Annotated in this window: 9 protein-coding genes; 7 read left to right on the top strand and 2 right to left on the bottom strand. The window is 45.8% G+C overall.

Annotated features, from left to right (window positions below; translation table 11 throughout):
* Window positions 1–200: 200 nt before the first annotated feature.
* From HZB61_01165 to rsmG, 6 genes are all read left to right on the top strand, one after another.
* Window positions 201–1247 (top strand): 4Fe-4S dicluster domain-containing protein, encoded by a 1047-nt coding sequence (locus HZB61_01165; protein MBI5055213.1) that lies wholly within the window; start codon window positions 201–203, stop codon window positions 1245–1247.
* On the top strand, window positions 1244–2152 hold the full coding sequence (locus tag HZB61_01170) for an FAD/NAD(P)-binding protein (GenBank protein MBI5055214.1): 909 nt from the start codon (window positions 1244–1246) through the stop codon (window positions 2150–2152). The genes HZB61_01165 and HZB61_01170 overlap by 4 nt, the downstream gene beginning before the upstream one ends.
* Window positions 2153–2341: 189 nt before the next feature.
* A complete protein-coding gene (locus HZB61_01175; GenBank protein MBI5055215.1) occupies window positions 2342–3121 on the top strand; it encodes an NADH:ubiquinone oxidoreductase in 780 nt (259 codons plus the stop codon).
* Window positions 3118–4392 (top strand): Ni/Fe hydrogenase subunit alpha, encoded by a 1275-nt coding sequence (locus HZB61_01180; protein MBI5055216.1) that lies wholly within the window; start codon window positions 3118–3120, stop codon window positions 4390–4392. Before HZB61_01175 ends, HZB61_01180 begins: the two co-directional genes overlap by 4 nt.
* Before the next feature lie 153 nt (window positions 4393–4545).
* Entirely contained in the window at window positions 4546–5259 is a 714-nt protein-coding gene (gene ubiE / locus HZB61_01185) for a bifunctional demethylmenaquinone methyltransferase/2-methoxy-6-polyprenyl-1,4-benzoquinol methylase UbiE (protein MBI5055217.1), read from the top strand.
* A gap of 28 nt (window positions 5260–5287) precedes the next feature.
* The gene (gene rsmG / locus HZB61_01190) at window positions 5288–5944 is read left to right on the top strand and encodes a 16S rRNA (guanine(527)-N(7))-methyltransferase RsmG (GenBank protein ID MBI5055218.1); all 657 of its coding nucleotides are present in this window, start codon (window positions 5288–5290) and stop codon (window positions 5942–5944) included.
* Between the two features lie 181 nt (window positions 5945–6125).
* On the opposite strand, the gene HZB61_01195 is transcribed toward rsmG, so the two are convergent.
* Window positions 6126–6389 carry a hypothetical protein gene (locus tag HZB61_01195; protein MBI5055219.1) on the bottom strand — a complete coding sequence of 88 codons (264 nt, stop codon included), beginning with the start codon at window positions 6387–6389 and terminating at the stop codon, window positions 6126–6128.
* A gap of 577 nt (window positions 6390–6966) precedes the next feature.
* Window positions 6967–11754 (bottom strand): RHS domain-containing protein, encoded by a 4788-nt coding sequence (locus tag HZB61_01200; protein MBI5055220.1) that lies wholly within the window; start codon window positions 11752–11754, stop codon window positions 6967–6969.
* 135 nt (window positions 11755–11889) lie between these two features.
* Between HZB61_01200 and HZB61_01205 the strand changes: the two genes are divergently transcribed.
* Complete coding sequence (locus HZB61_01205) at window positions 11890–12483, top strand: UbiX family flavin prenyltransferase (GenBank protein MBI5055221.1); 594 nt, start codon at window positions 11890–11892, stop codon at window positions 12481–12483.
* The last annotated feature ends 100 nt before the right edge of the window (window positions 12484–12583 follow it).

The raw sequence follows: 12583 nt of genomic DNA on the forward strand, positions 1-12583 counted from the left end.
CACTCATCACTTGTTCCATGACTTTAACTCTTTGTATTTCCTTCTGACTCAAAACTATTTCTCCCTTCATAGGCTTCTCCTCCTTGAAGGGGACATTTTACCTTTGCAGTTAATAGGGCCATTATCCCTTTGCTATCACATGACGATAAGAAGCTATTGCAAACCGGTCCGGTATGGATTAAACTCTTATCAGGTGCAAAATGATATTCAGGATATTTGAGAAAAAAGAACTGAGAAGCCTGTTTGAGATCCTCGCGGCGCACAATAAGATTGTTGGGCCGGTTGAGACCGGAAGGGACAAGGACAAAAATCCTGTTTACGCATTTGCAGAGGTGTCGGATTTTAACAGCATCAAGTTAAACTACACAACCACAAAACTGCCTGCTAAACGCTACTTCCTCCCCTTTCAGGAAGACCTCTCCACATTCAGGATCAAGGATGGCAACTGGCAGAAGACCATTGATTACAATGCAAAGGAGCCGCTTATATTTTTCGGCCTCCACGCCTGCGATATAAATGCGTTGAATAAACTCGACAAGGTCCTGCTGCACAGCGTTTATCCGACGCCCTACTACGCGGCAAAGAGGAAGAACATGTTCATAATAGGCATTGACTGCGTGCCTCAGCCCTTCTGCTTCTGCCGCTCCATGGGGTCCGACACCGCCCTTCATGGATTTGATATGTTCATCACCGATCTCGGCGCAAAATATTTCGTTGAGATACTCACTGACACCGCGTACAATTTTTTAAAGAACATAAAGACAGAAGAGCCGAAAGAGAAAGACCACGTCCTCTATATGAAGACTACCGCGGAGAGGAATAAAAAATTCACCGCGCAGGTAGAGACCACCGACCTTGCCAAAATACTTGATATGGAATTTCAGGCCGATGTGTGGAAGCAGTGGGGCGATAAATGTCTTGCGTGCGGCACCTGTTCAAACGTCTGCCCGACATGTTACTGCTACGGGGTTGAAGAGACGGTGAACATCGATCTCAAGGGCGCAAGAAAGACCAAGTCTCTCTATTCATGCAATTTGATAGATTTTGCCGAGGTTGCGGGCGGACACAATTTCAGGCCTGAAAGGCATACCCGCCTTAAATATCGCTACTACCACAAACACAGGGGCTTTGTTGAAGCGTTTGAGGAATCCCTGTGCGTGGGCTGCGGGCGCTGCGGACAAGCATGCCTTGCAGGTATAAATGTCCCTGAGGTAATTGCGAGCGTCCGCGGAGGAAAGATTAAATGAAGCCGAAATTAAAATTTACTGACGTAACTACTCAGCCGCCGGATACACAAAGGCGTAAGAATGACCTCTCAAGTTTTGAATACACTCATCGCGCCGAGATCACAAGCGTATACCCGCTTACCGATATGGAGACGATATACCGCATTCAGATAATTGATCCTGAGGAGCGGAGGCGTTTTAAATTTGTCCCCGGTCAATTTGTGATGCTCGAAATGCCGGGGATCGGGGAGGCGCCGTTTTCAATATCATCCTCGCCGAGCATCCACGGGGAAGTGGAGTTGTGCATCCGCAAGGCAGGCAATCTCACAAACTTCCTGTCAAAGGTCGGCAGGGGCGCACACGTAGGGATCCGCGGCCCGTTCGGCACCGGGTTTCCCATGGAGGAAATGCGCGGCCAGAATATACTTTTGATAGCAGGCGGGCTCGGGCTTGTTCCGCTGCGTTCACCAATTGCATATGTCCAGGAGAACCGGAGTCATTTTAAGGAAGTAAATATTATATACGGAACAAAATCCCCCGCGCATCTTCTGTTTCAATACCAGTACGAAGTGTGGAGCAAGGACGATATTAACTTAAATATTATCGTTGAAAAAACGGACCCGGCATGGAAAGGCTCGGTAGGACTCATAACCGAGAGTTTGCTGAAAATACTGACAGGCAGGGACAGCGAGTTTTATCACAACACATACGCCATTGTCTGCGGTCCTCCCGTAATGTTCAAGTTCGTCTGCAATATGCTGAACAAATTTCACGTCCCCATGCAGAAGATGTTCGTCTCACTTGAAAGGCGCATGCACTGCGGAATGGGGAAGTGCTGCCGCTGCAACGTAGGCTCCACATACACCTGTCTCAAGGGGCCGGTCTTTGATTACTGGACAGTCATGAACCTCAAGGAGGCTATTTAGGTAAGACCATGCAGACATTATTCAAAAATTTGTTTAACTCGATGGATTTTTTTAAATTGTTCTTTCGGCCGTTTAATAATGCCTGCTCAATCCCACTTCTTCACTGGATGGTGGAAGTGTGTGTGGTAATTCCAAGGTATCGAAAAACAAATTTTTTCATAACATCTGCATGGTCTTTGGGGATTTGAAATGAAAACAAAAGAACCGGAAGCAAAAACATATCTCGGGATCCCTCTTTACCGGCCGAAGGTCGGCTTTTTTGAATTCTCTTCATGCGAAGGCTGCCAGCTTCAGTTGGTAAACAACGAATCCACATTGCTTGATTTCCTCTCGCTTGTGGAGGTCGTGAACTTCCGCGAGGCAATGACGGAGAAATCCGATGATTATGAGATTGCCTTTGTTGAAGGAAGCATTACAAGAGGCGATGAGGTGGAACGCCTGAAGAAGATCAGGAAGAACGCGAAGATACTTGTCGCCATGGGTTCATGCGCCTGTTTCGGCGGGGTCAACCAGCTGAAGAACAGGTTCAAAAATCTTGACTGGGTAAAAAAGCAGGTTTACGGGAAACATCCGATAGACAGCGGTTTGGTCAGGGCTGTAGAGGATGTCGTTCCTGTAGACCTCAGGATATACGGATGTCCAATTAAAAAAGAGGAAGTGGAAAAGATAGTGCTTCACGTCGCGCTTGGAAAATCGATTGAAATTCCAAAGCATCCTGTTTGCATGGAGTGCAAGGCGAATGAGAACATCTGTCTCTTTGACCTCGGAGAGCCGTGTCTCGGCCCGATCACAAGGGCGGGCTGCGATTCGTGGTGCCCCAATAACAGGGCCGGCTGCTGGGGCTGCCGGGGACCTGCGGAAGACGCAAATGTTGAGTATATGAAAAAAATTATGAAGGAAAAGGGATTCTCCGAGCAGACGATCATGGAGAGGCTGGATTGTTTCGGAGGATTTAAAAAGGTCAAATGAAAAAGACATTGAACGTAAACGTCAAACACCTCTCAAGAGTTGAGGGACACGGCAATATAAATATAAAGATCCGAAACGGCAAACTGCTTGAGGCGCAGTGGGAGGTCATCGAGACCCCGCGCTTTTTTGAAGCCATGCTCGTCGGAAAGAACTGGGACAATGCGCCCTGGATAACCGGCAGGATCTGCGGTATCTGTTCAATCGGCCACACGCTCGCAAGCATCCGCGCGGTTGAGAATGCGTTCAGGATCGTCCCTGATGAGCAGACAACAAAACTTCGCCTGCTCCTGAAACACATGGAGACGCTCCAGAGCCATTCACTGCATTTGTGTTTTCTTGCCCTGCCCGATTTTGTGAACGCGGGTAGCGTATTCCCTTTGATCAAATCCCACGAGGACGTTGTACTTCGCGCCGCGAGGATCAAAGGACTTGCCAATGATATTTGTGACTGCGTAGGCGGTCGCAGGATGCATCCGACAAGGACAGTGGTGGGCGGATTTACTAAACTGCCAACAAAGGAAGAACTCTCTGTTTTCAGCGAACGCCTCAAGTCAATCGTTAACGATCTCCTGTTGCTTGCGGACCTGTTCAGCGGTTTGAAGCTGCCTGCTTTTGCAAGAGAGACGGAATTCGTTTCTCTGAAAGGCAAAGACAGTTATCCCTTCATAGGCGGTGACGTTGTATCAAGCGACGGCGTGCAGATGAGGGAGCAGGACTATAAAAAAATGACTAATGAATACATGGTGCCGCAGTCAACAGCCAAGTGGTGCCGTCTTTCAAGAAAGTCGTTTGCGGTAGGCGCGCTTGCCAGGCTGAACAATAATTTTGAATTCCTTCATCCTGTTGCAAAAGATGTTGCCAGGAGATTTGATCTTGTTCCCGTAAACCATAATCCGTTCATGAACAACATCGCGCAGCTCGTTGAAAGCGTCCACGTTGTTATGGATTCTATAAGACTGATCGATGAACTGCTGGGCTCGCCGTTCAATGAGCCGAGGCAGGAAGTAAAACCGCGAAGCGGCATAGGTGTCGGGGCAGTGGAAGTGCCGCGCGGGATTTTATATCACTGCTACGAGTTTGACGACAAGGGAAAGATCGTCAGGAGCGACTGCGTGATCCCCACCGGGCAGAACCACGCCAACATCCAGCACGACCTTGAGGCCCTTGCCGGGGAATTTGCCGTAAAGGGAAAAGAAGACAAAGAGATCGAACTCCTCGCCTCAATGCTAGTCCGTGCCTACGACCCCTGTATCTCATGCTCTGTGCATTAATCTAAAACGGCAGTCAGCCGCAGATTTGCGCAGATTAACGCGGATTATTTCGTGAGTTAAAATAACCATAATTATTTGTTTTATCAGCGACTATCTGCGTTGATCTGTGGCCGGCAATCTTTACTCTGCGACCTCCGTGGTTTATAATTCCCTATGCAATTAGACAAGTCCGCAAAAGACCCTGCAAAGATACAGACGATGTTCTCGAAAATAGCCCCGCGCTATGACCTTCTCAACAGGCTGCTGAGCCTGGGGATAGACAGTCACTGGAGAAAATTCGCGGTCGGTCAATTGCCGAAGGTTATAAACGCAAGGTTCCTTGATGTGGCTACCGGCACCTGTGATGTCGCCCTTGAGATAGTGAAACAATATCCCGACGCGAAAGTCACTGGCGTAGATTTCAGCGAAGGGATGCTGGAGTTTGGCAGAGAGAAGGTCAAACGGGCAGGGCTGGAGAACAAGATCGAGGTCCGCTTTGCAGATGTCACGGCGCTGCCGTTTGAGGACAACACCTTTGACGGGGTGACGATCGCATTCGGCATCAGAAATGTTCAGGATTTTAAAAAGGGGATTTCGGAGATGGGCAGGGTCGTGAAACCCGGCGGCAAGGTTGTCATTCTTGAATTCACCAGCATTCAAAACAGATTTTTCAGGCGGCCGTACCGTTTCTATATTACAAAGGTGCTGCCGTTTATCGGCGAGATAATCTCCGGCAAAAAAGGAGCTTACAAATATCTCCCGTCTTCAATGCTCGAATTTCCCGGCCCGGATGAATTTAAAAAGGCAATCGGGGAGACAGGGCTTCAGGATGTCAGGTATTACAAATTGACCCTCGGTGCCGTTGCCGTGCATGTGGGGACAAAGTAGTGAGGAAGCGCGGAAGAACAGAAGTGCAATGAGCCGCTTTTCCTCACATGAACTGCTTAAAAAAGGTTTGAAAGAGCTTGGCATTCCCTGCTCTGATCTTCAGATCACCGCCTTCATGACTTTCCTCTCGGAGCTCAGGAAATGGAACAGCGCCTACAACCTCACCGCGTTAAGGACCGATGAAGACATAATCGTCAAGCATTTTCTTGATTCCCTTCTCTATCTGAAGGCCATACCTGAGGGCGATTTAAAACTGGCGGACGCGGGAAGCGGGGCTGGCTTTCCGGGGATACCGATAAAAATTGTGAGGCCGGAAATAGACATCACACTCATTGAGTCTTCAAGAAAGAAATGCTCCTTTCTGCGGCACATGATCAGATCATTAAATTTAACTCAAATAAATGTCCTTGAACAGAGGCTTGAAAATATCGGCGATGAGAACAAGAGCGCCTTTGATGTCATCGTCTCAAGGGCCGCATTCAGCATTAAAGCGTTTCTCAACACAGCCTGCCCCTATGTAAAAGAAGGGGGAATACTCGTGCTGAGCAAGGGGCCGAAGATGACAGAGGAGTTGAAAGAATTAGACACAGAAGATGCCGTGAAAGACATTATCAAAGTTACCCTGCCTGTTGCAAAGGCTCAGAGGAATTTGGTTGTGCTTGAGTGTAAGCATAAAAAGGAATAGTGGACATCCCCCCGATACAGTGCTCCTTCATATGCTCTCAGTAACGGTCTTGCCATCGTGTCCCCTCGATGTTTAATGATGGAATAGATTAAATAACGCTGCCAGTCTGAGTCAAGACATCAATGCTTCTATCACAGTTTTTATATTATAATTTCAAGGGCTGACCCAATGTCTTCTATCTTTACCTAACATACAATAATAAGCTCACCAGTAAAAAGCCTAAAGCTCCAACAATAATGCCCAAAATGCCTCCGATACTCCTACGCCCAATTATGCCTAGTGAAACTGACGATACGAAAATAAGCAAGAAAAAACTCAGAGAGTTCCACCACCTTGCTTCTTTTGCATTAAAGCAGATTACAAACCACACTAAACCAGCACTGGCAAATATAATACTAATTGTGCCGTATACCTTCTTCCCTTGCCAGAACATTAAATTATTCATGATGATCCCTTTGATCTGTCACTCGGTTTTACCAGCTTCCGCTGGCACCTCGGCTACAAGCACACTTTTTCCAATCTTTGCCTCGGAAGAAATAGGGACACATCCCTGATTTCCTATTCAACTATTCAAATAATATGGGATGTGTCCCTATTCCCTTAATCTGTATCGAGCAAAGGTTAATCCGCTTAGCCTATATCCCCTTTAGGCTTCTTCTCAATTCTTTTTCCAATCAGTGAACCAATAAAGTACGACAAAGGTATTATTAAGATTAGATTCCAGAGTGGCACGATTAACAGGTCTATAGCAGCGGTAGATGATTTCGGGAATACAAATACTTCTAAATGCACCCATAAGTCGAAAGCGAATACTATTATTGCAGCACAAAGGGAGCCATATAATGGCTTACGAAAAATGAATATTAGTACATAAGGAACTACACTCCAAATTAATAAGTAGATCGACGTTAAGTCTACTTCTGAGGATTCAATAAAAGCTGTTTTTGTGTGGAGTATACCCCCAGCAGAAATTAAGATATATATAATTATCCGAACTCGCGATCGGTTCCTTCCATTTATGCCTATTTGCAACATTTCCTGGCCTTATCGAACGCCGTATTACCAAATCTTCTTACAGCCCAACAATATGCTTTGGCGTTTCCCTCACAGCTCCTTCTTGAATCACCATCCAGGCGTTCACATTCCTCCAGTGAGCAAGAACAAAAATCTTGATCACACGCAGCCTTAGATAGACCTTGTGCTTTCCCTTTACATCCGTAACAGTCGTCATGGGTCTGACAACATCCCGTAAAATTATATGTGGGCCATTTATCAGGAAATATCTCGGACCAGCCTGAACCACAAACAAGTCCAGTCAGGTCTGTAAAGATGACGGGATTCCCTTTCGTGTAAAGATACGGAAGTAAATCTTGAGGATTACGTAAAAGCATAGGCACGCGCCATGTTACAGTTGATTTAGAACAACTTGATTTTATCGGTTTTGAAATCATCGGCTGCAAGATCGGATCGCTTTCTACATATCGCCCTACTTCCGGCATATAATCTCTGTGCCAATTCTGGTGCAATCCCGTCTCTGAATCATAATACTGCCCAGGGAATCTGAGATTGTTTGTGACTGAACCACTGATAGATAATGGCTCTCCGAACGGCTTGAATTCTCCCTGCCAAACAGTACTTCCAGAGCTATCAGTCATCACCACCGGCGTGCCAAGGTGGTCGTTGTGGTAGTAATAGATGTTGTTGCCGTCAACGTTATAATTCCCGCTGGCTACGGTTTTTGGGACTGCGCTGTAGTAAAGTGTTCCGTCAGGCTTGCGTATCTCTATCGCCATTGCATCAGGACTGCCGTCGGTTATTCTTGCAGTAAAAGTGCATCCTGAAATTGCTTCGCTCACTCTGCCTGTTATCTTTGATGTTGTTCCCACTCCTGTGACTGTCACAATGTTTCCCGCAAATGATAATCCTGTTATTGATGTGCTGGCAAGAGAAAGTCTTTTGAGAGTGTAATAATACTTGAGGACACCCGTTAATAGTGATGATGTTTTTATATTCACTGACAAGGACGCCCTGAATAGTGGATACATGGGATCAGGGGAGTTGTAAGCAGCGCCTGAGATTGTTCCCTCTATTTTTGCCAAAGGCTGTCCGTTGAGATATACGTATTCGCTTGTGATTATGCCGGTGTCTGTTGTTTCGGCTATCAGCAAACCGTCCCGGTCATAATGATAAACAGTGCATGGTGTTACGTTACCAGCGCATTTTTTTATCCTCTGGCCCTTGCTGTTATAAATATACTCTGCCAAAACAGCCCCGGTGTCAGTGACCCGTGTCAGTCTCTGGTTCTGGTTGTAAATGAACTGTCTGCTATTCTCGGAAACTGTGCTGCCGTTATTGTCATAACTGAAGTTAAACGTTTTTTCTCCAAGAACAGATGTGAGTTTATTTGCGGTATAACTATAAGAACTCGAGCCCGTACTCGTCGTCTCAGTTTGACGATTGCCAACTCCGTCATATGAATAATTCAGACTTCCCCATGAACCGGCTGCATTAGCCAGCCTGTTGAGAGGATCATACGTGTAGGCCTTACTCTGTGAGGGATTCAGAACATCTGTAATAGCTGTGATGTTTCCGTTGCTATCTCTACTGTACGAAAACTGCTTCAGCATTCCAATGCTCAAGCTGTTCAACAGGTTGCGGTTGTCGTACGCCTTTGTTGTCACTATGCCATTACCATACATCATAGAAACAATGTCTCCGAACGGCTGATAACTGATATTGCTTACCAATGTCCTTGTCACTCCAAGATATGTTTCGGCAATTGAGACAACTTTGTTTAGCTGGTTGTAAGTATAAGTTATCATTCGTCCACCGGGATATGTGATTGTCAAAACATTACCATTCAGATCATATGTGTATTCTGTTCGATAGATTATGTTGTTAACTTTCCTGGTCTCTTTTGTCACCCTGCCCATTTTATCATAGTCATACCATGTGGTTCCCGATGGATCGGTCATCATACAGAGCCTGCCTTTGCCGTTAAGACAATTGTCATAAGTATAAGCAATGTTCTGTATTGAATCCGGGAACTGTGTTGCCGTCTGGCGGTTGAGAGCATCGTAAGCATAAGTCGTTGCTGTCCCGTTTGCGTCTGTCTTTGTAATCATGTTGCCGCTGGCATCAAATGTGTAAGTTGTCGTACCCGTATCCGGGCTTGTGTTTGAGATAAGACGGTTGAGGTTGTCATAGGTATAAGTCGTTACATTTCCATTGGCGTCGGTTATTGATGTCAGGTTATTTCTCTTGTCATAAGTGTATGAAGTAACCCCGCTGTTCGTGTCTGTGACTGAAACCAGCCTGTTCAAAGCGTCATACGCGTTGGTCGTAACATTTCCATTCTCGTCTCTCTTCGTGAGGACATTTCCCAGCGCATCATGACCTTGCTCTGTGTTTGTGCCATCTGCATGTGTAGTCCTCGTCAGCCTGTTATGGCCGTCGTATGTATAACTCTCTAATGTGATTATATTGTTTAAATCGTCCCTGATAATCATTGACGTCATGTTGCCTTCGGCGTCGTATGTGTAATTGGTCGAGCTTCCCGCAGCGTCTGTTGTCCTGGTTAACCTATTGATAGTGTCATAGGTAAATATCGTCCTGTGTCCGTCAGCATCCGTTACAGCCGTCCTGTTACCGGCTGCGTCGTATTCATAATTGATCACTCCTCCATCGGGTTTTGTCTCTCTTATTAACCTGTCTCGTAAATCGTATTCATAGACCGTTGTATTTCCATTGGCGTCTGTTACTGAAAGGAGATTGCCTATGATGTCATATGTATAGGTGATTGTCTGGTTCAACGCATTGGTGACAGAGGCAAGATTACCGTACTGGTCGTAGGTATTTGTCGTTGTCCTTCCATTCGGGTCTGTTGTTGTCAGTACTTGCCCGTATGCATTATAAGTATAAGCAGTCGTTCTTTCATCAGTAGTCCCATGAGCCTCTGTCTTTGTAAGCATGTTGCCGGAAGTATCATATGAATAGCCTGTAATTATTCCGTCATCGTCCATCTCAGTCAACACTTGACCGAGGCTGTTATAAGTGTAAGTAGTAGTTCTATCATCAACCGTCCCGTATGCCTCTGTCTTTGTAAGCATATTGCCGTTTGCGTCATAAGTCATGGTCGTGACATTGGCGTTTGCGTCTGTTGTCGATGTGACATTGCGGTTATTGTCATATGTCCTGGATGTATCGCCCTGCCCGCACTCCTTGCATCCCGGCCCTGAGATGTTAGTCGGATGGCTTACGCCGAGGGTCTTATCAATCGTGTATGTCGTCACACTTCCTAAGGAGTCAGTTACAATCGACTGCGTATCGCTGAGATAATTGATCGTCAGCTTTTCATTTGTCCCATCCGAAGATGAAGTAGTAGCCCTGCCTTGTGCATCGTAATCATGCTTCTCTATGTAGAGACCATTTTCATTTTTTATTCCTGACAATCTCCAGCCCGCGCCTGTTTTAAACACATATTCGTAATCTCTATAACTGTTGTCAGGATAGGTAACCTTGTTAAGATATGTGCCATAAGCATAATTTATCGTATTTCCGTCAGGAAGTGTAATCGATGTTATTTTCGTACTTGATGAAGGGTTATAGGAAACAGTAATTGTCCTGCCGTAAGGGTCTGTTATCTGTGTAAGTTTATTGTTTGTTCCACGTGTTAAGGTTATCCTGTTCCCGTTCCTGTCTATTACGGAAGTGAGATAACCGGATGCGTTGAATTCTTCCTTGCTGCCGTCAAAAAATTCTCTCACAAAAGTGTTGTCAGTATTTTTTAAAAGCCGGCTTTTTTCTCCCTTTGGAAACTCAACATCGTAAACACCGTCTCCATCGTTGTCTATATAATAAACATCGGAGCCGTCAGGGTTGATGACCTTATAGGTGTTTCCGGCGCTGTTCGGGAACTTGATTGCCCTCGTGTCAAATGTATGCCCCCATCCCTGTCCAAATCCCCTCATTGTTGTTTCAGCGCTGTCATAATACCTTGTGAATGATATAGGCATTTTGCCCTTGAGAGTGAAATCAGTCTCGCTCGCGTAGACATTGCCGCTTGCCACGCTGACAGGCTTGCCGACATTCACCGGGCAAGAATCCTCGGGTTCGATATAGACAAGTTTTTCATGGATGCTGCCTGCACTCACACACCATGTATAGACCTTTAATAATACGAATCCTTTTTTATTGGAAAAATCATATGGAATTTCAATTGAGCCGCTCAGGGGATGATTGCCCTCACTATAGATTGTTTGATTGTCTACGGCAACTGAAAGGGTCCTGTTATAATTTTCCAGATCATTGGAATAAGTAAAATTATAGCTAATGATTATTTTCCTACCTCTCTTGACATAGTCATTTAATATATCCCCCATATCATCTTGTACTTTTATCTCAATTTCTCTGCCTAAAGGAAGATGTATGGTACTTTCCAACTTCGAAGAATCAAATATATACTTGCATGCCCTCGTACCGTAAAGATCTACCGACCAGTTATAACCGCTGTATAAAACCGAAAATGTATATCGCCCCGGTTTTCTACAGGAGAAATTATATTGCTTATCAATTGTAATCGTGTTTGATGCAGAGCTTGCAAAATCGAACGCTTCGAAATTAAGCCATATATTTGCCCATGATCCAGCATTAACGCCCTCCGGCACGCACTCAAAACCTTCCGACCCTGAAAGAGTCACTATGCCATCTTCGCCAAGTTCAGCTGAAAAACTGCCAGCCTCTGCCGGAGCATAAAATGTAAAAACAGCAAATAAAAGACACGACAATAAAACTAATATTTTTCCCTTCATGTTGTCCCCCCAAAAAAAGTTTTTTGAAATTTTGGATAGGTTAATTTACCACTTCTTTAAATCTGCTGTCACCTGTCCGAAAGGACAGGTAGTAATTTTCCAATCTGTTTCCCTGTCATGTGTTAAAATGTACAAATGAAATCCTTTGTTGTCGCAATTTCGGGGGCGAGCGGGTCTGTCTACGGCGTCAGGCTTGTGGAGGAACTGCTCAGATCCAAAATCCTTGTCCATCTCTGCATCTCCCAGCAATCCTTTTCAATCATCAGGATGGAGACAGGCATTGACCTGTCAGGCAGGACGGAATCTGAAACTGTTAAGAAGATACAGAAACACTTCGCCTCCAAAAATGTCAGATACCACAGCGAACACAATCTTGCGGCCCCCGTGTCGAGCGGGTCTTTTCCGACGGACGGGATGTTTGTCGTGCCGTGTTCCATGAAGACGCTTTCAGGGATCGCAAACGGCTACGCCAACAACTTGATCGAAAGGACCGCGGACGTCATGTTGAAGGAAGGAAGAAGGCTGATACTTGCGCCGAGGGAGATGCCTTTCAGCGCAATTCATCTTGAGAACATGCTTAAGCTCGCCCGCCTCGGAGTAACAATCGCCCCGCCCATCCCGGCCTTTTATCACAAGCCGAAGGACATTGACGACATGGTGGATTTTGTAGTGGGAAAGGTCCTCGACACCGCAGGCGTCGGCCATAATTTGTTCAAGAGATGGGGATGAATAACAGAAGATTTGCAGTTGAGGAATTAGGGTCAAATTAGTCGTCATGCCCGAAGTGTCTGGATTCCCCGCTTACTGACTGCGGGAATGACAACTAAAG

The organism is Nitrospirota bacterium, assembly GCA_016214845.1.
In the GTDB taxonomy this organism is placed as follows: Bacteria; Nitrospirota; Thermodesulfovibrionia; order UBA6902; family UBA6902; genus SURF-23.

Excerpts from the sequence above, each read along its gene's own strand:
- HZB61_01165 (MBI5055213.1), top strand. The coding sequence starts at position 201 with ATGATATTCAGGATATTTGAGAAAAAAGAACTGAGAAGCCTGTTTGAG.
- HZB61_01170 (MBI5055214.1), top strand. The coding sequence starts at position 1,244 with ATGAAGCCGAAATTAAAATTTACTGACGTAACTACTCAGCCGCCGGAT.
- HZB61_01175 (MBI5055215.1), top strand. The coding sequence starts at position 2,342 with ATGAAAACAAAAGAACCGGAAGCAAAAACATATCTCGGGATCCCTCTT.
- HZB61_01180 (MBI5055216.1), top strand. The coding sequence starts at position 3,118 with ATGAAAAAGACATTGAACGTAAACGTCAAACACCTCTCAAGAGTTGAG.
- ubiE (MBI5055217.1), top strand. The coding sequence starts at position 4,546 with ATGCAATTAGACAAGTCCGCAAAAGACCCTGCAAAGATACAGACGATG.
- rsmG (MBI5055218.1), top strand. The coding sequence starts at position 5,288 with ATGAGCCGCTTTTCCTCACATGAACTGCTTAAAAAAGGTTTGAAAGAG.
- HZB61_01195 (MBI5055219.1), bottom strand. The coding sequence starts at position 6,389 with ATGAATAATTTAATGTTCTGGCAAGGGAAGAAGGTATACGGCACAATT.
- HZB61_01200 (MBI5055220.1), bottom strand. The coding sequence starts at position 11,754 with ATGAAGGGAAAAATATTAGTTTTATTGTCGTGTCTTTTATTTGCTGTT.
- HZB61_01205 (MBI5055221.1), top strand. The coding sequence starts at position 11,890 with ATGAAATCCTTTGTTGTCGCAATTTCGGGGGCGAGCGGGTCTGTCTAC.